Origin of the sequence: Actinoplanes sp. NPDC049265 (genome assembly GCF_043197135.1) — a bacterium.
GTDB lineage: Bacteria > Actinomycetota > Actinomycetes > Mycobacteriales > Micromonosporaceae > Actinoplanes.
On the sequence record NZ_JBICSP010000001.1, the window covers coordinates 1 to 23,687 of the forward strand.

Annotated in this window: 25 protein-coding genes and 1 pseudogene; 8 read left to right on the forward strand and 18 right to left on the reverse strand. The window is 69.9% G+C overall.

Going from position 1 to position 23,687, the window contains the following annotated elements:
* Both ACGFIO_RS00005 and ACGFIO_RS00010 read right to left on the reverse strand, forming a co-directional pair.
* The coding region (locus ACGFIO_RS00005; RefSeq protein WP_392819936.1) for an IS110 family transposase at window positions 1–583 on the reverse strand (583 nt) is incomplete at its 3' end.
* 283 nt (window positions 584–866) lie between these two features.
* On the reverse strand, window positions 867–2,417 hold the full coding sequence (locus ACGFIO_RS00010) for a Rieske 2Fe-2S domain-containing protein (RefSeq protein WP_392819938.1): 1,551 nt from the start codon (window positions 2,415–2,417) through the stop codon (window positions 867–869).
* 134 nt (window positions 2,418–2,551) lie between these two features.
* On the opposite strand from ACGFIO_RS00010, the gene ACGFIO_RS00015 reads away from it, so the two are divergent.
* Window positions 2,552–2,779: a DUF2631 domain-containing protein gene (locus tag ACGFIO_RS00015; protein WP_392819941.1), complete on the forward strand. Its 228-nt coding sequence runs from the start codon at window positions 2,552–2,554 to the stop codon at window positions 2,777–2,779.
* A gap of 33 nt (window positions 2,780–2,812) precedes the next feature.
* Here the strand turns inward: ACGFIO_RS00015 and ACGFIO_RS00020 are convergent, their stop codons facing one another.
* From ACGFIO_RS00020 to ACGFIO_RS00055, 8 genes are all read right to left on the reverse strand, one after another.
* Window positions 2,813–3,862, reverse strand: a complete 1,050-nt coding sequence (locus tag ACGFIO_RS00020) for a DivIVA domain-containing protein (protein ID WP_392819943.1) — start codon at window positions 3,860–3,862, stop codon at window positions 2,813–2,815.
* 37 nt (window positions 3,863–3,899) lie between these two features.
* Complete coding sequence (rlmN, locus tag ACGFIO_RS00025) at window positions 3,900–5,078, reverse strand: 23S rRNA (adenine(2503)-C(2))-methyltransferase RlmN (protein ID WP_392819946.1); 1,179 nt, start codon at window positions 5,076–5,078, stop codon at window positions 3,900–3,902.
* A 44-nt stretch (window positions 5,079–5,122) separates the two neighbouring features.
* On the reverse strand, window positions 5,123–6,157 hold the full coding sequence (locus ACGFIO_RS00030) for a phosphatidate cytidylyltransferase (protein ID WP_392819949.1): 1,035 nt from the start codon (window positions 6,155–6,157) through the stop codon (window positions 5,123–5,125).
* Window positions 6,157–6,714, reverse strand: a complete 558-nt coding sequence (gene frr / locus ACGFIO_RS00035; RefSeq protein WP_392819951.1) for a ribosome recycling factor — start codon at window positions 6,712–6,714, stop codon at window positions 6,157–6,159. The genes ACGFIO_RS00030 and frr overlap by 1 nt, the downstream gene beginning before the upstream one ends.
* A gap of 45 nt (window positions 6,715–6,759) precedes the next feature.
* On the reverse strand, window positions 6,760–7,536 hold the full coding sequence (gene pyrH / locus ACGFIO_RS00040) for a UMP kinase (RefSeq protein WP_392819954.1): 777 nt from the start codon (window positions 7,534–7,536) through the stop codon (window positions 6,760–6,762).
* Window positions 7,537–7,633: 97 nt separating this feature from the next.
* Entirely contained in the window at window positions 7,634–8,461 is an 828-nt protein-coding gene (tsf, locus tag ACGFIO_RS00045; RefSeq protein WP_392819957.1) for a translation elongation factor Ts, read from the reverse strand.
* Between the two features lie 29 nt (window positions 8,462–8,490).
* Window positions 8,491–9,447: a 30S ribosomal protein S2 gene (gene rpsB / locus ACGFIO_RS00050; protein ID WP_392819959.1), complete on the reverse strand. Its 957-nt coding sequence runs from the start codon at window positions 9,445–9,447 to the stop codon at window positions 8,491–8,493.
* 214 nt (window positions 9,448–9,661) lie between these two features.
* Window positions 9,662–10,270, reverse strand: coding sequence for a hypothetical protein (locus tag ACGFIO_RS00055; RefSeq protein ID WP_392819962.1), 609 nt, complete (start codon window positions 10,268–10,270; stop codon window positions 9,662–9,664).
* A gap of 144 nt (window positions 10,271–10,414) precedes the next feature.
* Between ACGFIO_RS00055 and ACGFIO_RS00060 the strand changes: the two genes are divergently transcribed.
* The 3 genes and pseudogenes from ACGFIO_RS00060 to ACGFIO_RS00070 all read left to right on the forward strand — a co-directional run bounded on the left by ACGFIO_RS00060 (window position 10,415) and on the right by ACGFIO_RS00070 (window position 13,848).
* Window positions 10,415–10,774 carry a YraN family protein gene (locus tag ACGFIO_RS00060; RefSeq protein ID WP_392819964.1) on the forward strand — a complete coding sequence of 120 codons (360 nt, stop codon included), beginning with the start codon at window positions 10,415–10,417 and terminating at the stop codon, window positions 10,772–10,774.
* A 57-nt stretch (window positions 10,775–10,831) separates the two neighbouring features.
* Window positions 10,832–12,352, forward strand: a pseudogene (locus ACGFIO_RS00065) (YifB family Mg chelatase-like AAA ATPase); the annotation flags it as partial.
* Between the two features lie 281 nt (window positions 12,353–12,633).
* Window positions 12,634–13,848: a DNA-processing protein DprA gene (locus ACGFIO_RS00070; RefSeq protein WP_392819966.1), complete on the forward strand. Its 1,215-nt coding sequence runs from the start codon at window positions 12,634–12,636 to the stop codon at window positions 13,846–13,848.
* Between the two features lie 11 nt (window positions 13,849–13,859).
* Here ACGFIO_RS00070 and ACGFIO_RS00075 read toward each other — a convergent pair whose 3' ends face one another.
* Complete coding sequence (locus tag ACGFIO_RS00075) at window positions 13,860–14,045, reverse strand: DNA-binding protein (RefSeq protein WP_392822498.1); 186 nt, start codon at window positions 14,043–14,045, stop codon at window positions 13,860–13,862.
* 1,038 nt (window positions 14,046–15,083) lie between these two features.
* Between ACGFIO_RS00075 and ACGFIO_RS00080 the strand changes: the two genes are divergently transcribed.
* Window positions 15,084–15,341 carry a hypothetical protein gene (locus ACGFIO_RS00080; RefSeq protein ID WP_392819969.1) on the forward strand — a complete coding sequence of 86 codons (258 nt, stop codon included), beginning with the start codon at window positions 15,084–15,086 and terminating at the stop codon, window positions 15,339–15,341.
* A 375-nt stretch (window positions 15,342–15,716) separates the two neighbouring features.
* Window positions 15,717–16,121 carry a winged helix-turn-helix domain-containing protein gene (locus ACGFIO_RS00085; RefSeq protein ID WP_392819971.1) on the forward strand — a complete coding sequence of 135 codons (405 nt, stop codon included), beginning with the start codon at window positions 15,717–15,719 and terminating at the stop codon, window positions 16,119–16,121.
* Window positions 16,122–16,345: 224 nt separating this feature from the next.
* Here ACGFIO_RS00085 and ACGFIO_RS00090 read toward each other — a convergent pair whose 3' ends face one another.
* A complete protein-coding gene (locus tag ACGFIO_RS00090; RefSeq protein WP_392819974.1) occupies window positions 16,346–16,792 on the reverse strand; it encodes a DUF6636 domain-containing protein in 447 nt (148 codons plus the stop codon).
* Between the two features lie 45 nt (window positions 16,793–16,837).
* Here ACGFIO_RS00090 and ACGFIO_RS00095 point away from each other — a divergent pair, with 45 nt between their 5' ends.
* On the forward strand, window positions 16,838–17,776 hold the full coding sequence (locus ACGFIO_RS00095; RefSeq protein ID WP_392819976.1) for a tyrosine recombinase XerC: 939 nt from the start codon (window positions 16,838–16,840) through the stop codon (window positions 17,774–17,776).
* A gap of 20 nt (window positions 17,777–17,796) precedes the next feature.
* The gene (locus ACGFIO_RS00100) at window positions 17,797–18,978 is read left to right on the forward strand and encodes an aminotransferase class V-fold PLP-dependent enzyme (RefSeq protein ID WP_392819979.1); all 1,182 of its coding nucleotides are present in this window, start codon (window positions 17,797–17,799) and stop codon (window positions 18,976–18,978) included.
* A 425-nt stretch (window positions 18,979–19,403) separates the two neighbouring features.
* Here the strand turns inward: ACGFIO_RS00100 and ACGFIO_RS00105 are convergent, their stop codons facing one another.
* From ACGFIO_RS00105 to lepB (ACGFIO_RS00130), 6 genes are read right to left on the reverse strand one after another with little or no spacing between them, the layout of a single operon-like run.
* Window positions 19,404–20,129 (reverse strand): peptidoglycan DD-metalloendopeptidase family protein, encoded by a 726-nt coding sequence (locus ACGFIO_RS00105; RefSeq protein WP_392819981.1) that lies wholly within the window; start codon window positions 20,127–20,129, stop codon window positions 19,404–19,406.
* A gap of 40 nt (window positions 20,130–20,169) precedes the next feature.
* On the reverse strand, window positions 20,170–20,493 hold the full coding sequence (locus tag ACGFIO_RS00110; protein ID WP_392819983.1) for a DUF2469 domain-containing protein: 324 nt from the start codon (window positions 20,491–20,493) through the stop codon (window positions 20,170–20,172).
* A complete protein-coding gene (locus tag ACGFIO_RS00115) occupies window positions 20,490–21,305 on the reverse strand; it encodes a ribonuclease HII (RefSeq protein ID WP_392819986.1) in 816 nt (271 codons plus the stop codon). Before ACGFIO_RS00115 ends, ACGFIO_RS00110 begins: the two co-directional genes overlap by 4 nt.
* On the reverse strand, window positions 21,305–21,961 hold the full coding sequence (locus ACGFIO_RS00120) for an NUDIX hydrolase (RefSeq protein WP_392819989.1): 657 nt from the start codon (window positions 21,959–21,961) through the stop codon (window positions 21,305–21,307). The genes ACGFIO_RS00115 and ACGFIO_RS00120 overlap by 1 nt, the downstream gene beginning before the upstream one ends.
* 45 nt (window positions 21,962–22,006) lie before the next feature.
* Window positions 22,007–22,654, reverse strand: coding sequence for a signal peptidase I (gene lepB / locus ACGFIO_RS00125; RefSeq protein ID WP_392819992.1), 648 nt, complete (start codon window positions 22,652–22,654; stop codon window positions 22,007–22,009).
* Entirely contained in the window at window positions 22,651–23,532 is an 882-nt protein-coding gene (gene lepB / locus ACGFIO_RS00130; protein WP_392819995.1) for a signal peptidase I, read from the reverse strand. Before lepB (ACGFIO_RS00130) ends, lepB (ACGFIO_RS00125) begins: the two co-directional genes overlap by 4 nt.
* Window positions 23,533–23,687 lie beyond the last annotated feature (155 nt).

The window sequence follows — 23,687 nt, forward strand, 5'->3', positions numbered from 1 at the left end:
CGAAGTCGGCGATGAACGCCCGCGAGGTCACAGCGTCGAGCTCGCTGAACAACCCCACCACGGCGGGCAGCACCGTCAGCAGATGCGACCGCAGCTGGTTGGCCACCGCCAGCCGGTGACCGACCAGGTCCTTGCGAGCCCGCACCAACGCGCGCAGGGTCTGCGTGTCCTGCCGGTCCGGGATCAGTGGTGTCAGCCGGCGCCGGTCGGTGCGCACCACGTCCGCGAGAACGAACGCATCGAACCGGTCGTCCTTGTTGCCCGCCGATCCGTACCTGCTACGCAGACTCTTGACCCGCGACGGGGCGATCACGAACACCGGCAGACCCGCCGCGAGCAGCGCGGTCACCAACGGCCCGTCACCACGTTCGATACCGACCCCGGCCACCTCGGCCCCAGCCAGCACCATGATCAGACGGGCGATACCGGCCTTGTCATGGCCGACGGTGACCCGTTCGACGACCTCACCATCGGCGTCGATCAGACACGCGACGTGATTGTTTTCTGCCCAGTCGACACCCGCGAACGCTGGCGCCGGCCCGGCCGTACTTGCGACACTCAAACGCTTGACCTCGCTGTTCAACCCAGCTGGACAAGCATCTGGTGGTCCCGAGGCCATCACTGCCGGACGCTCATTGACGGGCGCTCAACGGCGCAGTAGCCCTGTCGCCAGTCGGGATGCCCCGGACCGCCAGGCCCCGCGAACACTCCCGCAAGCCCTCAAAACAGGGGGCAGCAACGGTGGGCGATGACCCGACGGATCCAGATGCCTCCGGCCCTAACGAGCCGGACAACAACAAGGGTCCACCAATGAGCTGCGGTCTGTACCACCCACCCAGCTACGACAGGACGCTCTTGAAGTTGGTCTAGCTCTTCTCGGCGCGGATCTTGTGGCCGACCGAGGTGAGGCACCTTCCGCTGGGGAGGTCGAACTTCCAGCCGTGGAGCTGGCAGGTCAGCGTGTTGCCGTCGAGGACGCCGAAGCGGGACAGGTCGGCCTTGAGGTGGGGGCAGCGACGCTGGACGTTCCAGTCGCCGATCACGGTGTCCTCGGCGTCGACGGAGCGCTCGTGTTCGTCGTACCAGCCCTCGGCGTACTGCAGGCGCTCCTCGGAGAGGCACTTGAAGAAGCTGTAGACGAACTCGTTGTACTGGCCGATGCGCGCGGCGGAGAAACGGCAGGACAGGAACAGGGAGTTGACCCAGTCGCCCTCGTCGATGTGGATGAGGTGCTCGATCAGGGCGCGGCCGGTGCGGAAACGGTAGCGGACCTTCTCGTCGGCGTACGGGCGGACCTGCTTGCCGGGGAAGTCGACGACGATGGACTCGATGACCTCGCCGGACGTGCCGAACGAGTCGGTCAGGTCGAAGCGGACGGGGCCGCCGACGCCGTTGGCCATGTAGATCGACTCTTCCAGCAGCGGCTCGATGCGCTTCTTGAGCTCGCCCAGGACGTCGATCTCGGGGTGCCGCCAAGAAGCCTTCTCGGCCTCGATGATGGGGCGCTTGCGTTCGCGCATCTCTTCGAGGTGCTGCTGCTTGTTGGCGAAGAACTCGTCGACATCCGTGGGATGTTGCGTGTCGATCGAGTGCTCGGTGAGTTCGGACACGCTGCCGGGCAGGAGGACGACGCCGTTGGTGCCGCCGACCTTCGCGTACTCACGCATGAAGACCGACTGGTCCGGGAAGATGTTGCCCTCGTCGCCGAAGATGTCGTTGAACTGCCACAGGTCGTCGTCGAGGAAGCACGGTGGGCCGGCGATCGGGAAGACGTACGACGCCTTCAGGTCGTTGATGTAACGCCAGGTGCGGTCGAACTGCCGGTCCCGCTTCTGCTTGCCGAACGCGCGTTTCGCGTTTTCCGGCAGCTCGTAGACCATCGGGTACCAGATGGCGCCGGAGAACTGCAGCATGTGCGCGTGCACGTGGCCCAGCTCGGTGAACGTGGTCAGGTCGGACGGGCGGGCGTCGTTCTGGTTGAGCACCCGGATGCCGTCGTGCTCGACCCACAGTGACGAGTCGCCGATCGGGCCGTCGGTCGGGCTGATCAGCGCCTGGATCATGATCTTGAGGCCGCCGTCGAGCTCGTGCACCTGGTTGGACTTGGTCTTCAGGAACTTCGTGAAGCCCAGCTCGCGCAGCTCGTCCTCGAGCTGGCTGGTCGGGTATTCCGGCAGCAGAACCGTGGCCTTCTTGCTGATGTGCTGCTTGAGGTTCTTCGCGTCGAAGTGGTCACGGTGCAGGTGTGACACGTAGAGGTAGTCGACGTCACCGAGCGTGTCCCAGTCGAGCAGGGAGTTGTCGGGGAAGGGGAACCACGAGGCGAAGAACGCCGGGTTCACCCACGGGTCGCACAGAATGCTGCCCGCGGCCGTGTCGATCCGCATGCTCGCGTGCCCAGTGCCCGTGATCCGCACCGTTGCCCTCCCTCACTCCCGGTCAACCAACAACGGCATCGAAGGTACCGGGTGCGGGTTGGTGGGCTGCGCGCGGAGCCGCCGTGCGAAAATGATCGGCGAGAAATGCTTCCCCGCCGCAGGAGGACCGAGTCGTGGCCGAAGAGCCGGTTTACTCTCCCGATCAGCTCAAGCCGGGCAACCGCAAGTGGGCCCGCCGCGGCGCGCTGGGCTCGGCCGTGATCATCCTGCTCTACTTCTGGGGCAACCACGAGGGCAACACCGAGAACATCTACCTCGTGCTCACCGCGCTGATCCTGGTCGGCCTGGTCGTCGCCGACGCGGTGCTGCGGCGCAACGGCCTCAAGGCCAACGACCAGTAGAGGCAGGCGGGGGCCCGCCCGGGCCCCCGTTCCTCAGCGCCGGCGCAGCAGGATGTCTTTGACCTCGCGCAGGGCGGCGTCCACCTCGGCCTCGAAGTAGCCACCCGGAACCAGCCCGAACTGCAGCGTGTCGAGCTCGTTCTCGGGGACGGGCATCGGGCCCCGACCGGACATGGCCTGCAGGATGCTCTCGAAGAGCCGGTCCACCTGCATCGGGTCGTACCCACTGCCGAACCGGCGCGGCTGGAACGTACGCCGCAGCTGGTCGACGCGGTAAAGCTCACCGTTCGGGCCGCCGTCGCCGCCCATCGGCGGGCCACCCATGCCCGGGCCGCCCATGCCCCCGCCGCCCATCGGCGGACCGCTCATCGGTGAGGGCGGGCCGCTCATCGGCGACGGACCGTAACCGCCACGGTCGCGTTCCGGCATCCGGATCTCGGCGGTCATGTCGGCCTTGCCGTGCCGGCCGGGCTCGAACGAGTCGAAGCTGCCGGTGTCGTAGCCGGGACCGGGCCGGTCGTAACCCGGGCCCTGGCCCTGAGGGCTGTTGTCGTAGCCGGGGCCGGGACCGGGACCGCCGGGGCCCATCTGGCCGCGCTGACCGCCGTACGACGGCTCGTCGTAACCGCCCCGGCCGTAGGTCGGCTCGGGTGACGGGGGCAGCTGCTGCTGCTGACGCTGGGGCATCTGCGGCGGCATCTGGATGCGCTCGGTCGGCGGCGCGCCTCGGCTCATCCCGGCGGCGCCCATCGACGGGCCCATCCGGTCGACCGGCATCGCACCGGAGTTGCCGCGCATCGGCTCGGGCGCCATCCGGGGGTCGGGCTGCCGGCCGCCGCCGCGCTCCTCGAACTCGGCGAGCTGGCGCTCCACCCGGTCGAGGTGCAGGTCGACCTGCCATTCGTCGTACCCGCCGAAGCGCACCCGGAAGACGACGTCGTGCACCTCCTGGGCACCGACGGGCGGCCCGACCTGCTCGCCGGCCAGGGTCGCCTCCACCCGGTCGAGGAAGCTGTCGACCTCATCCACCTTGTAGCCGCGCCGCAGCGCGCGCCGCCGGAAACGCTGCCCCTGACTCGTCACAACGTCTCCCAATCCTGCTGCTGGGTACTCGGCCCAGTCACTGTGCCACCTCCGCGTCGGCGGCGGGGCCCCCAGCGCCCGCCTCCGTCACCTCGCCCGCGGCCAGCTGGCCACAAGCGCCGTCGATCTCGCGGCCACGGGTGTCCCGGACCGTCGTCGCCACACCGGCCGCGCGGAGCCGGGCGACGAACTCCCGCTCGACCGGTTTGGGACTGGCATCCCACTTGCTGCCCGGAGTCGGGTTCAGCGGGATGAGATTCACATGGGCCAGCTTGCCGCGCAGCAGCCGGCCAAGCAGGTCGGCGCGCCAGGGCTGATCGTTTACGTCCCTGATCAGGGCGTACTCGATGGAGATCCGGCGTCCCGTCTGCGCCGCGTAGTCGAACGCGGCTCCGAGCACCTCGGCCACCTTCCAACGCTGGTTGACGGGCACTAGCTCATCGCGCAGATCATCATCGGGGGCGTGCAGGGAGAGTGCAAGGGTCACCTGCAGCTCTTCGGCGATCAACCGGCGCATTGCGGGCACCAGACCCACGGTCGAGACGGTGATGTGCCGTTGCGAGAGGCCGAGCCCTTCCGGCGCCGGCGCGGTGAGCCGGCGGACCGCCTCGAGAACCCGCGGATAGTTGGCCAGCGGCTCGCCCATGCCCATGAAGACGACCCGGGACAGCCGCGGCGGTGAGCCGGTGACCGCCCCCGACGCGGCCACCCCGGCCAGGTAGACCACCTGGTCGACGATCTCGGCGACGGACAGGTTGCGGGTCAGACCGGCCTGGCCGGTGGCGCAGAACGGGCAGGCCATGCCGCAGCCGGCCTGGCTCGACACGCACGCGGTCACGCGGTCGGGGTAGCCCATCAGCACGCTCTCGACCAGCGCGTTGTCGTGCAGCCGCCACAGCGTCTTGCGGGTGGCGCCGTCGTCGCAGGCCAGCTCGCGGACCGGGGTGAGCAGGGTGGGCAGCAGATCGCCGGTGAGGCGGTCCCGCGCGGCCGCGGGCAGGTCGGTCATCGAGCCGGGGTCGCGGACCAACCGGCCGAAGTAGTGGGTGGAGATCTGCTTGGCCCGGAAGGCGGGCTCACCGAGCCCCTTGACCGCTTCCTGGCGGGCGGCCAGGTCGAGATCGGCAAGGTGGCGCGGGGGCATGCTGGCGCGCCGGCGCGTACGGACGGCGTCGGGCGAGTCGGGACTGGTCGGAATGACCGGAAGAGTCGTCATGGCGTGTCCAGTCTCCCACGCCCCGGCATGTCGTCACTCATCGCTTACCCCGGCGGCGCGATCAGTGTCAGCAGCAGATACGCGGTCGGCACGGCGAACAGGATCGAATCCAGCCGATCCATCAGGCCGCCGTGACCGGGCAACAACTGGCTCATGTCCTTGATCCCGAGGTCTCGCTTGAGCATCGACTCGGCCAGATCGCCGACGACCGCCACCACCGCGATCACCGCGCCGAACAGCAGGCCCCATCCGACCGCGGCGTCGAGCAGGAAGTAGAGCATCAGGCCACTACCCAGGGCGGCCGCGGTCACCGAGCCGCCGAAGCCCTCCCAGGACTTCTTCGGGCTGATCGCCGGGGCCATCGGGTGCTTGCCCAGGAAGACGCCGGCCGCGTACCCACCGGTGTCGGAGAGCACGACCGCGACCAAAATGCAGAGGATGCGGTACGCGCCGTCGTCCGGTTGCGCCATCAGCACGGCGAAGCTGAGCAGGAACGGAACGTACACGGCGATGAGCAGGCTGGCCCGCAGGTCGGTGCGGAACTCGCGCGGCCGGTCGGCCAGCCGCCACACGATGGCCGCCAGCACGGTGACGACCAGGCCCACGACGACCGCGTCCTCGCCGGCGAACCAGGCCAGGCCGTTCATCAGCAGGCCGCCGGCGATCAGCGGAATCATCGGCGGCTCGGCACCGGCCTGACGCAGGGCCCGGACCATCTCCCAGATGCCGACGACGGCCGCCGCGGCGATCACTCCGAGGAAGGCCGGCTTCCAGACGATCAGGGAGGCGAGCACGGTCAGGCCCAGGCCGACACCGACCGCGATGGCGGCGGGCAGGTTGCGCCCGGCCCGGCCCGAGGTCTTCGAGTCGGCTCGTCGCTTGCCCTTGCCGCGCGGTCCGGCCGTCAACTCGTACTCGGCCTCCGAGGTCGAAGTGGCGGCGGTCGGCGGGTCCCAGGCCGGGGCGGCCGGTTCCTCCGCGGCGGGCGCCCAGTAGGCGGCGTAGGGCGACGGCGCGTCCGGGGAGGACGGCCGATCGCCTGGGGTGGGCGCCCCGCCACGGGGATCGAGGTAGGACATCAGACCTCGAGCAGTTCTGATTCCTTGTGCTTCACCAGGTCGTCGACGACGGCCACGTACTTGTGGGTCACGTCGTCCAGTTCCTTTTCGGCTCGGCGGACCTCGTCCTCGCCCGCGTCGCCGTCCTTGACCAGGCGGTCCAGCTGCTCCTTGGCCTTGCGGCGGACGTTGCGGATGGCCACCCGGCCCTCTTCCGCCTTGCCGCGCGCGACCTTGATCATGTCGCGGCGCCGCTCCTCGGTCATCTGCGGGAGGTGGATGCGCAGCTGCGTACCCTCGTTGTTGGGGTTGACCCCGAGGTCGGAATCGCGGATGGCGCGCTCGATCGGGCCGAGCTGCGACTGGTCGTACGGCTTGACGATGACCATGCGCGGCTCGGGCACACCGACCGAAGCCATCTGGGTCACCGGGGTCGGCGCACCGTAGTAGTCGACGACGATCTTCGAGAACATCGCCGGTGTGGCGCGTCCCGTACGGATCGCGGCGAACTCCTCCTTGGCGTGCTCGACCGCGCTGTCCATCTTCTCCTCGGCCTCGAAGAGGATCTCCTCGATCACCGCCGTCGCCTCCTTGGCTCGTTGCTGCTCAGATTTCCCTGGTGCTCAGCGGCTCTGCTGCTCGGCGGTGATCAACGTACCGATCTTCTCCCCGCTCACGGCGCGGACGATGGTGTCGTCACCCTGGGCGCCGAAGACCAGCATCGGCAGCCCGTTCTCTTCGCACAGGCTGAAGGCCGCCTGATCGGCCACCCGCAGGCCCTGCTGGATGACACCGGCGAAGGTGATCGTCTCGATCTTGCGTGCGGTCGGATCGGTACGTGGGTCGGCGGTGTAGACGCCGTCCACGCCGTTCTTGCTCATCAGCACCAGGTCGGCGTGAATCTCCAGCGCGCGCTGGGCGGTCACCGTGTCGGTCGAAAAATACGGCATGCCGGCGCCCGCCCCGAAGATGACCACGCGGCCCTTCTCCAGGTGCCGGATGGCGCGGAGCGGAATATACGGTTCGGCGACCTGGGCCATCGTGATCGCGGTCTGCACCCGCGTCTCGATGCCTTCCTTTTCCAGGAAGTCCTGCAGCGCCAGGCAGTTCATGACCGTGCCGAGCATGCCCATGTAGTCGGCCCGGGAGCGGTCCATGCCGCGCTTCTGCAGCTCGGCGCCGCGGAAGAAGTTGCCGCCACCCATCACGACCGCGACCTGTACGCCGCGCCGGATGACGGTGGCGATCTGCCGGGCGATGCCCTGCACGACATCGGGATCGACGCCGACCTCGCCACCGCCGAAGACCTCGCCGGACATCTTCAGCACGACCCGTCGCGGGCGCTCGTGCGGTGACGCCGGATCGTCGATCCGAACGGCCTGCTCGGTCACCATCGTCATCAGATCCGCCTTCCCTGACCGGCTACTGCACCAGACCCTATGTGACGAGGAGGCCGGACGCAGAATCGCGTACCCGGCCTCCCGTCCGTGCCTTTTCCTACTCCTGGCCGACCTCGAAGCGGACGAACCGGGTGATCTCGATCCCGGCCTCCTTGGCGATCGCGGCGACCGTCTTCTTGTTGTCGGTCACCGACGGCTGCTCGAGCAGGACGAAGTCCTTGAAGAAGGAGTTCACCCGGCCCTCGATGATCTTGGGCAGCGCCTGCTCGGGCTTGCCCTCCTCACGAGCGGTCTGCTCGGCGATCCGGCGCTCGGACTCCACCGTCTCGGCGGGGACCTCGTCCCGGGTCAGGTACTTCGGACGCATCGCGGCGATCTGCATGCCGATGCCCCGGGCGTCGGCGTCGGCGGCCTCGTCGCTCTTGCCCGAGTACTCGACCAGGACGCCCACCTGCGGCGGCAGATCCTGCGCCTTGCGGTGCAGGTAGACCGCGGTCGTGCCCTCGAGCTCGGCGAACCGGTTGACCACGATCTTCTCGCCGATCTTGGCCGAGAAGTCCTGGATCACGTCGGCGACCGTACGGCCGTCGAGCGTGGCCGTGCTCAGCGCGGCGGCGTCGGCGATCTTGTTCGCGGCACCCAGCTCGACGAGCTGCTGACCCAGGGCCACGAAGTCCGGGGTCTTGGCGACGAAGTCGGTCTCGCAGTTCAGCTCGAGCAGCGCCTTGCCGGAGTGCGCGACGATGCCGTTCGCGGCCGTCCGGCCGGCCCGCTTGCCGACGTCCTTGGCCCCCTTGACGCGCAGGAACTCGACGGCCTTGTCGAAGTCACCGTCCGACTCCTCGAGCGCCTTCTTGCAGTCCATCATCCCGGCGCCGGTGAGGTCGCGGAGCTTCTTCACGTCCGCGGCGGTGTAGTTAGCCATGACTCGTCTCTCTTGAATCGAATCGGGGTTTACTCGGCGGCCTTCGCGGCAGCGACCGGCTCGGCCTCGGCGACCGGCTCGGCCTCGGCGGCGGGCGCGGCCTCGGCAGCCGGGGCGGCCTCGGCGACCGGCGCGGCCTCAGCAGCCGGGGCGGCCTCAGCAGCCGGCGCGACCTCGGCGTCGGCGGCCTTCTTCTCGGCGCCCTCGTACAGGTCGCGCTCCCACTCCGGCAGCGGCTCGCCGGCGGCGACGGTGCCCGGCTCGGGCTTGGTGTCGGCGTCACCGCGGTTGCGGCCGGACCGGGCGATCAGGCCGTCGGCCACGGCGGCGGCGACAACCCTGGTCAGCAGCTCGGCCGAGCGGATGGCGTCGTCGTTACCCGGGATCGGGAAGTCGACCTCGTCCGGGTCGCAGTTGGTGTCGAGCACGGCGATCACCGGGATGCCCAGCTTGCGGGCCTCGTCGACGGCGATGTGCTCCTTCTTGGTGTCGACCACCCAGATCGCGGACGGCACCTTGGTCATGTCCCGCAGACCACCGAGGGTCTTGGTCAGCTTGATCTTCTCGCGGGAGAGCTGCAGGGTCTCCTTCTTGGTGTACCCGGCGGCGGTGCCGCTCAGGTCGCCCAGGGCCTCGAGCTCCTTCATCCGCTGCAGCCGCTTGTAGACCGTCTGGAAGTTGGTCAGCATGCCACCCAGCCAGCGGTGGTTCACGTACGGCTGACCGACCCGCGTGGCCTGCTCGGAGATGGCCTCCTGAGCCTGCTTCTTGGTGCCGACGAAGAGGATGTGGCCACCCTCGGCGACGGTGGTCTTCACGAACTCGTACGCCTTCTCGATGTAGTCGAGAGTCTGGCGCAGGTCGATGATGTAGATGCCGTTACGCTCGGTGAAGATGAAGCGCTTCATCTTCGGGTTCCAGCGCCGGGTCTGGTGCCCGAAGTGGACACCGCTTTCCAGCAGCTGACGCATGGTCACGACGGCCATGGGTGATTGCTCCCTGTATTTCCCTGGTTGACACGCTCACCGGCGGTGGGCGTCCTGGCGCCCGGTCGTCGGCCGCAGGCGGACCCGGGAAAAGCCGGGACCAGGGAGGGCCGCCGCTGCACAGCGTCACCGACCCGGGGCCGATGCGCGGCGTGCAGAGGGCGCGCGAGGTCGACCGCACGAGGCGGTCGCCGCGACAAGCATACGCCCTGGGTTATGCCGCTCCTAAACCGGCAGCCAGGAGCACCAGGAGACCGATCGGGAGATAAACGTGGGGCGGACGCAGCCACTCGTGACGGTTGGCCGGGGCGCTACCGGCCACCGCGTACAGGCCACCGCCGGTCAGCGGAAGGCCGAGCGCGAGCAGCACGGCCGGCACCACGGCACCGGCCGCCATCGGCCCGGCGCCGAAGGTCGCGTTGATCAACAGCATGATGGCCGGGATCATCAGGACACCGGTGACGGCGAGAACGGCCAGGGCGGAAAGCGGCGGACGGGTACGGAACATCCGATTCGTACGCGACTGATACCGGCTTACCGGGGTGGCCTCTTTGTAGGGGGCCATCTGCTGCTGCGGCGGCGGAGCGTACGCACCCGGTGACGGCGCGTCGGCCAGGGACGTCGCCCCCGGCGGGCGCACGGCCGGGTACTCGGGTCCGCGTACCGGAATCCGGGTCTCCTCCATCGGGGGCCCGTCGATCCGGAACGCGCCACTGGGGCGGTCGTGCACCCCTGAGTCGTACGGGTTCCCGGAGGGGGTCGAGCTCTGTCCCGTGTACCAGCTGGGCTGCGGCTCGTCCGGGTAGCGGCGGTTTCCGTCCACGAGATGGGAACTTAGCCGCACCACGTGTGCCACGCCACAGCTGAACGGTTATCACGGCCGGGCGATCACTGACAGGTTGTCCACAGTAGCTGTCCGTCCACAACCTTTCGGCCGTTTCGTCTTCGCGAATCCGATGGTGGGCGCATGACAAAGGTGCGAAGAGCGGTCGGCGAGTACGGCGAACACGTCGCGGAGCGGTACCTGACCGCGGCCGGCCTGGTGGTCCTGAACCGCAACTGGCGATGCTCCGAAGGCGAGATCGACCTCGTCCTCCGCGACGGTGACGACGTGGTCTTCTGCGAGGTGAAGACCCGGCGCGGCGACACCTTCGGCCGTCCGGCCGAGGCGATCCGCTGGCAGAAGGTGCGGCGCCTGCGACGGCTGGCGGCGTGCTGGCTCGCCGAGACCGAGGTGCACCCACACGAGGTGCGCTTCGACGTGGTCGAGGTGATGCCCCAGCCCCAGGGCGCGGCCATGGTCGAACACATCCGGGCGGCGTTCTGAGATGAGCTACGCACGGGTGCTCCGCGCCGGCCTGATCGGGACGACGGGCCAGGTCGTATGAGCTACGCCAGAGTCCTATGCGCCGGCCTGGTCGGGATGGAGGGCCGCATTGTCGAGGTCGAGGCCGACCTGGCGGCCGGTCTTCCGGCCGTCGTCCTCACCGGCCTGCCGGACAAGGGACTGAACGAGGCCCGCGAGCGCGTCCGAAGCGCGGTCGTCAACTCCGGGCAGACCTGGCCGCAGAAGCGCATAACGGTCAACCTCCAGCCGGCCACGATGCCCAAACACGGCAGCGGCTTCGACCTGGCCATCGCGTGCTCGCTGCTGACCGCGGCCGGCGACCTACCGGCCGCGCCGCTGGAAGGCGTCGTGGTGCTGGGCGAACTCGGCCTCGACGGTGGGGTGCGATCGGTACGCGGCGTGCTGCCGATGGTGGCGGCGGCCGTTCGCCGCGGTCTGACCCGAGTCGTGGTGCCGGTGGAGAACGCTCGCGAGGCCGCGGCGGTCCCCGGAGTCGACGTTCGCGCGGTCGACACGCTTTCCAGGCTGATCGCCTTTCTCAACGGCCAGCGACACCTGCTCGACCTACCGGACTTCCCCGAGCCGCCACCCGACCCACCGGGACCGGACCTGGCCGACGTCGCCGGTCAGGAACTAGGTAAGTACGCGATCGAGGTAGCCGCGGCCGGCGGACATCACGTCGCGTTCTTCGGCCCGCCCGGGTCAGGAAAGACCATGCTGGCCGAACGCCTCCCGGGGCTACTTCCCGAACTCGACGACGAGACGGCTCTGGAGGTCACCGCCCTGCAGTCGATCGCCGGTGTACTGCCGGCCCACTCGACGCTGATCCGGCGGCCTCCGTTCCAGGCGCCACACCACACGGCCAGCACGCCTTCGCTGGTCGGCGGCGGCAGCGGCATCGCCAAGCCAGGCGCGCTGTCGTTGGCGCATCGTGGCGTCCTGTTCCTGGACGAGGCCGGCGAGATCGCCACAGCCACACTCCAGGCATTACGCCAGCCACTGGAAAGCGGCCGGGTGGTCGTCGCACGGGCCAAGGGAACGACCGAGTTCCCGGCACGAGTGCAATTGGTCGTCGCGTCCAACCCGTGCCCCTGTGCGCAACCCGCGGGTGACGAGGCCTGTGTCTGCGCATCCTCGGTCCGGCGTCGTTACCTGGCCCGGATGTCCGGGCCGCTGCTCGACCGTATCGACATACAGATCAATCTGCGGGCGCTGAGCGCGGCCCAGTTGATGACCGCTGACGCACCGGCCGAGCCGTCCGCACTCGTGGCCGAGCGGGTCGCCAAGGCGCGCGCCGCGGCGGCCGCCCGCTGGGCGGCGGACGGATGGCAGACCAACGCGGAGGTACCCGGGCCGCAGTTGCGCAGGAAACCTTGGCGCCTACCGAACACCGATACGCGCGCGCTACGCGCCGGGCTCGATCGCGGAGTGCTCTCGGCCCGCGGCTTCGACCGCGCGTTGCGGCTCGCCTGGACCATCGCCGATCTGGACGGCAAGCAACGCCCGACCCGGGACGACGTGGACGAGGCCGCCCAGCTACGGATGGGTGACGGGTTGCCCGCCCCGTCGCGCGGATCGGTGAATTGGTCTTCGCCCGTCGACCCGGCGCCGCTTCCGTCTTCAGCCGGCCATTCCGCGCCACGACCGCCCACCGGACCCACACGCCCATCCCTCGGTCCCGAGCCGCCGACCGAGCCGGCGGTCACCGAGCAATCAGCGACCCCGACATCGATCGAAACAATCAGTACGTCGCGGGCCACCGGGCCGTCCATGGCTCCGACTGATGACGACGCGCCAGCAACCACTGAAGCGTCGGCTGCAAGGAAGGACAAGTGATCGTGGCGGGTGATCAGGCGCCGCTGGATCGGGATGAGGATGCGGCTGCTCGGGTGGCGCTCACCTGGCTGGCCGAGCCCGGTAATCGTGCCGTCTGGACGATGGTGCAGGACATCGGGGCTCCGGCCACGATGAAGGTGTTGCTGGCCGGGCGGGCTCAGGACGCGAGTCTGCGTACGGGAGTGCAGTCGCGCAGCGCCAAGGGTGACGCGCGGCGCCTGGCCGACGCGGCGTTGCGTCAGGCCGCACGGCTCGGGGCTCGGATCGTGATACCGACCGATGACGAGTGGCCCGGTGGGGTCGACGCGCTCGCCACGCTCGAGGTGCCCGTGCCGGGCAGGCTGAACCGGGATATCCGGCCGCCGCTGTGCATCTGGGTGCGCGGGCCGTGGCCGCTGGGCGAGACGCTGGGGCAGTCGGTCGCGGTGATCGGGGCGCGGGCCGCCACCGGGTACGGCACGCATGTCACGGGCGAGATCGCGTACGGGCTGGCCGACCACGAGTGGACGGTGGTGTCGGGCGGGGCGTTCGGGGTCGACGCGGCGGCGCATCGGGCGGCGCTGGCCGGCGGTGGGCGTACCGTGTCGGTCCTGGCCTGCGGGGTCGATCGGCCGTACCCGTCAGGTAACGCGTCGCTGTTCGAGCAGATCGCCGAGACCGGGCTGCTGATCAGCGAGTGGCCACCGGGCTCGGAACCGCTGCGGCACCGGTTTCTGATTCGCAACCGGGTGATCGCCGCGGCCACGCGCGGCACCGTCATCGTCGAGGCGGCCGCCCGCAGCGGTGCGGTGCAGACCATGGGCCGGGTGCTGGAGTTGCACCGCAAGGCCATGGTCGTGCCGGGGCCGGTCACCTCGGCCATGTCGGTCGGCTGCCACGAGCTGATCCGGGCCAACCCGGCGGTGCGCCTGGTGACCGGGCTGCCGCAGGTCTTGGAGGAGATCGGGCGGATCGGCGACTACACGGCCGAGCGCTCGCGCGGGCCGGAGCACCAGCGCGACCACCTCGACGAGGAGTCGGCGGTGCTGCTGGAGGCGGTCCCGCACCGCGGCGCGGCCGACCCGGCCGAGCTCGCCGCGAAGGCCGGCCTGCACCTGCGCACTGTTCTGCGCCGCCTGTCGCTGCTGGAAACCCTCGGCCTGATCACCCGCCACCCCAACGGGACGGTCACCTTGCGCCCGTCCCGCCCGCAACTCGCTCAGGAGGCAACCACATGACCGGCGCCGGATCAGTCCTCGGGATCGTCGATGTCGCGGCGGTGGACCTTCATCCACGCCTCGACGTCCTCGGTCAGCCAGACCTTGCCCTGGGCGAGATCGGCGACGGGCTTGGGAAAGTCGGTGCGGCTGGTGATCTGGTACGCCCGCTGCCGACTGACCCCACCCAGGCGGATGCGGATCTCATGCGCACCCATGAGTCGGATCTGCTTCGCTGCCACGAGATCACCGTAGGCGCGGGACTATTAGTCTTTTATCAACTTCACGGGAGACAGCTAGTCGTGGGTAAACTAGGCTAGTCTCATGAACACCACTCGCGAGAGCATCTCGCCGGTGCCACTGGCACCCCTGCACCGCCGCAGCTGGCGCACCCTTTGGCGGCGCTGCTCGTGCGGCCTGCCCGAGCCGTGCGTGGACCGGGCGACCACTTCCGTCCCCCTTCCCGTACCCGTCTCGGCGGCACTGAACGGGCCGACGGAAATCCTCCCGACAATCGTCGCTCCGACCCGGCCGAAAAGCCCGGCGGATCACGCACCCCCGCCTGCCGCCGACATTCCACCGAAGCACCGACCGTCCATTCCCATCAACCCCGGAAGGCCATTGCCCAAACACAGCACCGCGGCAATGCGACCCGCCACCCCGCGGTGCCCGCACACCAACCTCATGCAATCGCCGCGACCGGGCCGCGCATCCCGAGAGCGACCCACGAGACCCGGCCCCACCGCGCCCGACCGGCTCGCGACATCCGGCCCGACAGCGTCCCCGGCATCCCGCTTCGCGACGCCCGACGGGCGCCCGATACACGGCCTCACGACGCCCGACCGGCGCCCGAGCTCCGGCCTTACGGTCGCTGACCGGCGCCCGACAACCGGCTTCGGGACGCCCGACCGGCCGCCGACAACCGGTCTCTGGGCACCTGAACGGCTCGCGAAACCCCGCCCCACGGCCCGAGAGCGGCTTGCCGCACTCGGCCCGGTAGCGCGACAACAACCGTCGCGGTCCGGCCCAGCGGCACGCGATCGGCTCACCGACCACAGTCGACGGCGGACGAACACGATCGACGACGACGGCCACCAAGCCGGTCGAGCCGGCAACCTCACCCCGGCCCAGGAGAGCCGAGCCGGCAACCTCCTCCCAGACCAGCGGAACCGAGCCCCTCGCCTCGCCCCGACACACAACAGCCGGACCGGCATCCCGACAGAGGAGGCCCGGATCAATCGACCCACCAGCACCTGGTGATCCCCTTCCCGCGGATCGAGCACCTCTGGATCCGCCCGTCCTGGGACTGCCGCACCTGTCAGCAGCCCTGGCCCTGCCCAACGGCACGGGAGGCCATGCTCGACGAGTTCCAGCAGTTCCCGTCGGTCCTGATCGTCTACATGCACAGCCAGATGACGGCGGCCTTCCTTGACATGACGGCTAGTGGGCAGAGCCCGCCGGCCGATCTGTTCGAGCGGTTCCTTTACTGGGCAACGCCAAGAACGAGCAACTGACGAGAGGCAGTCGACACGTCCGGCCCCAGACCCTCCATCGCAGTAACCACCGGGGACAGCCAGCGGCCAGTCCACGAGGTGGCGAACACTTGGAGGCCATAGCCGGACCCAACTGTCCATAGTCAACGGAGAGGGTGCCGATGCGGGAAGCCGCGCGCCTCATAGTCAATCGCAGTGTCAATCCACAGTGGTACGGGTAAGGTGGGCGACGGCCGGAAGAGCCCGCTCGGGACACGCCCTTGCGATGCGATCAACCGGCCGTCGCCACCCACCGCCCGATCAAGCTCGGCCTTCTCAGTGCGGCAGGATTATCATACCTACATGGGGCTGTACGTACAACGTGATGGAACATCGTGGCCACGTAAGCTGGGTAACATGATCGACCCCTCGGCCGACCGTGCGGTTTTCCGGCAACTCGCCGACATTCTGCGGTCCCAGATCGAGTCCGGCGAGCTGGGTCCCGGTGATCCACTGCCGAGCGAGTTGCGGCTCGCGCAGGAATACACCATCAGCCGCACCACGGTTCGGCAGGCCATCGCTCAGCTGCGCACCGAGGGGCTGGTCAGTGTCGAGCGTCCGCGGGGGACGTTCGTCCGCGTGCCGGAACAGGTCGAGCAGATCACCCTCGCCCGCGGCGACCGGGTGGTCGCGCGGATGCCCACCGACGCCGAACGCCGCTCGCACCGCCTCGGCGAAGGCGTCCCGGTCCTGGTGGTCACCTCGAACGACGGCACGATCAAGGTCCACCCGGCCGACCGCGTCCAACTCGGCCGCCCGTAACTCCAGCGCGGACCGCGCACGGAGCCACCCCGTCGCAAGGTGCCGCCCGCGACGAGAACAGGCAGAACAGCCGGTTTTCCCGAACCGTTAGGACGGTTGCCCGGGATCGGAGATGACGCCTAACGTCGGCAGCGAGGCACCGTCCACCTGAGACGGTGTACCGGCCCCTGTGGTGCGGTCGCCCGCCTTTCTGCCCCAGGGCGTCCGCACCACAGGTTCAAGAGCTAAAAGGTCTTGTAGGTCGCCCGGGCCAGCGTGAACCCGTGACCGGACGGCACGTGCGTGCACCGGATGCCGGCCGTGGCGCTCGTGCAGACGAACTCGCCGACCTGCACGGCCTTCCCGTACCCGAGAATCTCGGTCGCACCCAGCACCGTGTCACCGGCGCAGGTCACCGTCGCCCCCTCGGCCGTCACCGTGACCGCGTTCCCCCACGCCTGCTCGCAGTCGGCGGGCTTGGCCGGCGGCTCCCACGTCTTCTCGGTGATGTCGCAGCGCGCCGACTCGGCCGTCACCAGGCAGCCGATGTTCTTCGACGGAAGCGTGAACTGCCGGGACGCGTTGTTCGGGCCGCCCAGCCCGGTCGTGGCCGCGGGCTCGCCCCGGTCGGCGGGCGACGAGCACCCGGACACGCACAGAACCAAACCGATGATCACCAGAGCCCGCCTCACCACGGCAGAATAGGGGGACGACCAAAACGGCGGAAGACAAGGGCGATGGGTACGCGGGAGCTCCACGAGACGCTGCCGGCCGCGATGCGCGACGCGGCGGACGAGTTCGGCCTGCACCTGGCCCGCGTCGAGAATCGGTCGAAGCACACCGTCCGGGCGTACATGGGGGATGTGGTCTCGCTCCTCGATCATGCGGCCAGGGACGGCTGCGCGGCACCGGGCGACCTCGACATCACCGTGCTGCGCGGCTGGCTGGCGGCGCGGCTGCGCGACGGTGCGGCCCGGACGTCGCAGGCCAGGCGGGCGGCCGCGGCCCGGTCCTTCACCGCGTGGGCCCACCAGCAGGGCCTGGCCGGCATCGATCCGGGCACCCAGCTGGCCAGCGCGCGGGCCCACCGCGACCTGCCGACCGTGCTGCGCAGCGACCAGGCCGCCGAGCTGGTCGAGGCCCCGGCCGCGCGGGCGGCCGACGATCCGCTGGAGATCGCAGTCGAGCTGCGCGACCGGGCCGTGCTCGAGGTGCTCTACGCGACCGGGATCCGGGTCGGCGAACTGTGCGGGCTCGACCTGACCGACATCGACGACGGCCGGCGCGTGCTGCGGGTCTTCGGCAAGGGTGCCAAGGAGCGGACCGTGCCGTACGGTCTGCCGGCCCAGCGCGCCCTCGACGCCTGGCGGGAGCACGGGCGGCCCCGGCTGAGCAGTCGGGGCGAGGCGCTGTTCGTCGGCGTCAAGGGCGGACGGCTGCAGCCCACGGTCGTACGCCGGATCGTCTCCGCCGCCGCCCAGGCCCGCGGCCTCCCGCACATCAGCCCGCACGGCCTGCGCCACTCGGCCGCCACCCACCTCCTCGACGGCGGCGCCGACCTGCGCGCCGTGCAGGACCTGCTCGGGCACGCGTCGCTGTCGAGCACCCAGATCTACACGCACGTATCGACCGAGCGCCTGCGAGCGGCGTTCCGCCAAGCTCACCCCCGCGCCTGACGATCACTTACGATCCAGGGATGAGAGAGCCGCCCCCCGCCATCCCCGGTGCGCGCCTGCTCTTCTCCCTCGACCCCGCGGTGTCCTACCTCAACCACGGCTCGTTCGGCGCCGTGCCGATCAGCGTCCAGCGCACCCAGCAGCGGCTGCGCGATGAGGCCGAGTCGAACCCGATGAAATTCTTCGCGCAGGGACTCGAGGACCGGGTCACGCACACCCGCCGACATCTGGCCGGTTTCCTCGGCGCCGACCCCGACGGCAGCGCGCTGGTCGGCAACGTCACCACCGGCGTCTCCCTGGTCCTGCAGTCGCTGCGGATCGGCGCCGGCGACGAGGTCCTGATGACCGACCACGGGTACGGCGCCGTGGCGCTCGCCGTCCGCCGCCAGTGCCGCCGGGCCGGCGCGACCGCGCGTACCGTGGCCGTGCCCCTGACCGCCACCCACGCCGAGGTCGCCGCCCGGATCCGCTCCGCGCTGCGCCCCGGCCGCACCAAGCTCCTGGTGATCGACCAGCTGACCTCACCCACGGCCAAGGCTTTCCCGGTCCGCGACGTGGCCGCCGCCGCCCGCGAACATGACATTCCGGTGCTGGTCGACGCCGCCCACGCCCCCGGAATGCTGCCGGTCGACGTGTCCGCGATCGGCGCCGACTTCTGGGTCGGCAACCTGCACAAGTGGGCGTTCGCCCCGCGCGGCACAGGGCTCCTGGCCGTGGCCCCGCCGTGGCGCCGCCGGATCGACCCGCTGATCGTCTCGTGGGATCAGGAGAAGGGCTTCCCGCACAGCGTCGAGTTCCAGGGCACCCTCGACCCGACCGCGTGGCTGTCCGCCCCCGCCGGCCTCTTCGTCCTGCGCACGCTCGGCGTCGACCAGGTCCGCGCCCACAACGCGGCCTTGGCCGCCTTCGGCCAGCAGATCATCGGCGAGGCCCTGGGCTGCGCCCCCGACGACCTGCCCGACCCCGGCGACCCGCACGTCTCGATGCGCGTGGTCCCCCTGCCCGCCGGCCTGGCCACCACCCCACCGGAAGCCCACGGGTTGCGCGACCACCTGGCCGACCAGCTCTCCGTCGAAACCGCGATCAACGCCTGGGGCGGCCGAGGCTACCTACGCCTGAGCGCCCAGGTCTACAACCGCCCCGACGACTACCTCCGCCTCGCCGAACACCTCCCCGCCTTCCTCCGCTCCCTCCAGCGCTGACCCCCAAAACCAACCCCAAGGTCAACTTCCGGTCGTAGCGGGCTGCTGGGCCCAGACCGCAGCTCCCGCCGAGGCCGGTCCGGGCGCCGCACGCTTCGCTTCCGCGGCGCCCTCCCTACAACCTGAGTAAGTGGTCACCCCCGCCGCTACCGCGGCCCACCAAACCCACCCACCGTGGCGCCACCCCATCGCGCCACGCCCACCCGCGCCGCGCGCCCACGTCCCATAGCGCGCGTGGTTGCTGGATGAGAACGCGGCGATGCCCCTCACTTGCACCCCAGTCAATGGGACCCGCCCACGTCCCATCACGCCCGCCGCGCTCACCCTCCCGATCGTGCGGTGGAGCCGGTTTTGGTGGTAGGTCTGGGCGGTATCGGCGCTGCGGATACCGCCCAGACCTACCACCCAACCGACATCGGGGAACATCACAGCGGTAGGAGCCGGACCCGGCCGCGTCCTAGAAGGACCATCGGGTCGAGGTAGGTGTCGCCGCGCCGAAGGCCCCAGTGGAGGCAGGCCGATACTGGACAACCGGGGTGGCCGGCGTCGACCGTAGCCAGAACATCGCCTGCTCCGACCGCCTCGCCCACGCTGACCGACGCCGTCACCGGCTCGTAGGTGGTGCGCAGGCCCCCGGGGTGAGACACGGTGAGAACGCCCCGACCGGCTACCACCCGGGCGAAGAGCACCGTGCCAGCGCGTGGCGAGCGGATCTGTGCGCCCGCCGTCGCGCTCAGGTCGACACCGCGGTGCCCGGCCAGCCACGGCCGCTGCGGTGGGTCGAAGGCGCGGACCACCAGCCCGGGCGACACTGGGCTGATGATCAACGCTGGCCCACGCGACACCGCGCCGCGGAAGGGGTCCGGCGCGCGCGGCGCTGCACCGCGGAAGGGGTCCGGCGCACGTGGCACCGCACCGTTGAAGTAGGTCGGCCCGAGAGACGCCGGGCCACGGGAGTGCGCCAACGCACGCGGCACCACGCCGCGGGAAGAGGCCGGCCCAGGAGTTGCCGGACCGGGGAAGGGGGCCGGCGCGCGCGGCACCACGCGGTAGAAGGAGATCGGCCCGGGAGACGGCGACCGGGGAAAAGGGGACGCCGGGCCGAGAAGCATGGCTAAGAGGAGCAGGACTGTCGGCATGCGGGCAAGCATGCCGAAGAGTCAGGCGGCCCGGAGGGGGCCTGTGGATAACTCAGCCGCCGAAGCCGGCGTTGTCGGGGAGGGAGATGTCGGGCTTCTCGAGTTCCTCGACGTTGACGTCCTTGAAGGTCATCACGCGGACGTTCTTGACGAAGCGGGCCGGACGGTACATGTCCCAGACCCAGGCGTCGTGCATCTCGACCTCGAAGTAGACCTCGCCGTCGGCGTTGCGGACGTGCAGGTCGACCTGGTTGGCGAGGTAGAAGCGACGCTCCGTCTCCACCACGTACGAGAATTGGCGGACGATGTCGCGATACTCCCGGTAGAGCTGCAGCTCCATCTCGGTCTCGTACTTCTCGAGATCCTCTGCGCTCATCGCTTCTCGCCCTCCATTGCCTCATCTTCCCCCACCGCTGGCGATCGCCCCGGCGGCTCGCCCGACGCCACGCCGACGGTACCCTCCTCCGCAGGCCAGAGCGTAAGCGGCTCGGGTCGGGCGGCGGTCAGCACCGGGCGGCGCGCGCGTGGCGGGCGGTTGCTGCGGCCGGAGGCGGCCGCCACGTTGACGTACGAGAACCGGTGCTCGGCACACGGCCCGTGCCTGGTCAGGGCCGCGCTGTGCTCGTCGGTGATGTAGCCCTTGTGCTCGGCGAAGCCGTAGTCGGGGTACTGCCCGTCGAGCTCGACCATCATCCGGTCCCGGGTGACCTTGGCGAGCACGCTGGCCGCGGCCACGCAGGCGGCGACCCGGTCGCCCTTCCACACGGCGAGGCCGGGCGCGCCCAGGCCGTCGACCGGGAAGCCGTCGGTGAGCACGTAGTCGGGGCGGGTGCTGAGCGAGGCCAGCGCCCGGCGCATCGCGGCCAGGTTGCACACGTGCAGGCCGCGCTGGTCGACCTCGGCGGGCGGGATGATGACCACCGACCAGGCGAGGGCCCGCTTGACCACTTCCGCGTAGACGCGTTCGCGGGCGAGGGGGGTGAGCAGCTTGGAGTCGGCCAGCTCGGCGATCTCGCCGCGTTTGCCCTCGGGCAGCATGGCCGCGGCGGCCACCAGGGGCCCGGCGCAGGCGCCCCGGCCGGCCTCGTCGGCGCCGGCCACGTTCTGGAAGCCGCGGCGCTGCAGGGCCCGCTCAAGGGCGTATAGGCCACCTTCACGGCGAATGATGGTGCGCGCGGGAGCAAGCATCAGACAACACCCCCGAAAGACGACGGCGCGGGGGAAGACGACGGCGCGAACGGGGGTGACGCGGACGGGGGTGACGCGGAGGGGGGCGACGCGGGTAGGGGCGGGACGGACGAAGGCGCGGAGGGCGACGCGGGTAGGGACGGCGCGGAGGAAGGCGCGGGTGGAGACGGCACGGAGGAAGGTAACGCGGGTGGGGGCGACGCGGAGGGGGCGGTGAGGCGGCGGAGCAGGTCAGCCAGCTCGGCGGGATAGATCAGCTCGGTCGAGGCGGCGATCTCGTCCGCCGACCACCAGCGGTGGTCATCGATCGTCGCCCGTTCCTCCGGATCGAAACCGGCGGTGTCGACTTTCCACTCGTTCACGCGTACCAGAAAGAAGTCTTGATCTTGACGGTAGGAACGGCCCATGTAGCTGAACTCGGTCACCTGGTGCCAGACCGGCTCGCCGAGGTCTTCCCAAGGAACGCGCAGACCGGTCTCCTCGAAGAGCTCACGCGCGGCCCCCTGTGCGGGCGTCTCGCCGGCCTCCAGCCCGCCGCCGGGGGTGAACCACCAGCGCAACCCGGGCCGGGCCGGATCACCGCCGCGCAGCAGCAGGGTGCGGTCGGCCCGATCGACGAGCACGACGCGAGCGGCACGGCGGTCGAGGACGGTCACAGCACCCAGCTTATTGCGCCCCCGGTCGATGTCGACCGCGGGCGGTCACTTGGCGGCGGCCGGCTCCGGTACGCCGTTGAAGGTGTTCGGCACGGACAGCCAGGTCGCCCTGTCCACCGGCCAGAAGATGGTGAACGCCCGGCCCACTATCGAATCCTCGGTGATCGTCGCCTCCTGGATGTTCTGGGAGGTCTCCCAGTGCTCCAGCGAGTCGGCCGACGCCTCCCGGTGGTCACCCATGACCCACAGGCGACCGGCCGGCACGGTGATGTCGAACGGCTCGTCGGCGACCGCGTTGCGGGTGCCGTCGGCGTCGGTGTAGATGTACGGTTCGTCGATCGCGTGGCCGTTGATGACCAGCCGCTGCTGCTGGTCGCAGCACATCACGTGGTCACCGGGGAGGCCGATGATGCGCTTGATGAAGTCTTCGCCCTCGTTGCCGCTCTGCCACGACTTTGGCGCCTCGAACACGATGATCTCGCCCCGGCGCGGGTCGCGGAAGTCGTAGACGAGCTTGTTGACGAGCACCCGGTCGAGCACGTTGAGCGTGTGCTCCATCGACGGGGACGGGATGTAGAAGGTCTGCAGCACGAACGCCCGGACCAGGACAGCGACCAGAATCGCCACCCCGACGAGGATCGGCAGCTCGCGCCAGAAGGATCCGCGGCGCTTCTCGGTCTGCTCGTCAATCACGATCGGAGCCTACGTCGCCGGGGGACGAACGGCAGTCCGGAACGCGCGGAGAGCCCGGCACTTAACAGGAACGGGAGGAAGAGCGCCCCGGTCGTCGGATCGGGCCGGGCCGGCGGCTCGGCCGGCATCGCGAAGGTCTTCCAGTTCTCGGGGACGTCCAGGCTGGTGAACCGGCTGGTCGGCCAGACGATCACGAAGGCGCGGCCGATCACGTTGTCGACCGGCACCGGGCCCTGGCAGCGCGCGTCCTGGGAGACGCCGCGATGGTCGCCCATCACGAAGATCTGGTCGGCCGGAACGGTCACCTCGGCGAAGATCCGGCTGGTGCACTGCCGCGGGTTGGGCGGGGCGTCGAGCGAGGAGTTCTCGAAGATGTACGGTTCGTCGATCGACTTGCCGTTGACGGTGACCCGGCCCTGCTGGTCGCAGCAGGCCACTTTGTCGCCGGCGACGCCGATCACCCGTTTGATGAAGTCGCGTTCACCCGGGCGGCTGACGCCGACGAGGTCGCCGATGGTGCGGCCGAGCTTGGCCGAGAAGGCCTGGCTGACCGGCTCGCTGGGGGTTTCCGAGGCCCAGGTCTCCGGCCCCCGGAAGACCACGATCTCACCGCGCTCGGGGTTGCGGACGTCGTAGATGACCTTGTTGACCAGGACCCGGTCCTTGATCTCGAGCGTCTGCTGCATCGACCCGGAGGGGATGAAGAACGCCTGGACCAGGAACGTGCGGATCAGTACGGCCAGGCAGAAGGCCACCACGAGCAGGAGTGGAAGCTCCTGCCAGAGCGGCATCTCCTTGCGCCGGATGATCCGGCCCCGGCGCGGTGGTCGCCTGCTCGGCGACACGCCACCCGGATAGCCACCCGAATAGCCGCCCATCTGTCCCACGCTACGCATCTCCCGCCGCCGTCCGGACGTTACAGGCCCCGGATACAGCACTACCGCCCGGAGAACGTCCTCTGACAGACGTTACGGGCGGCAGTGCGAACGAAGTTCATCCGTCACTGGAGCAAGAATATGTCGCGCTCACTCCG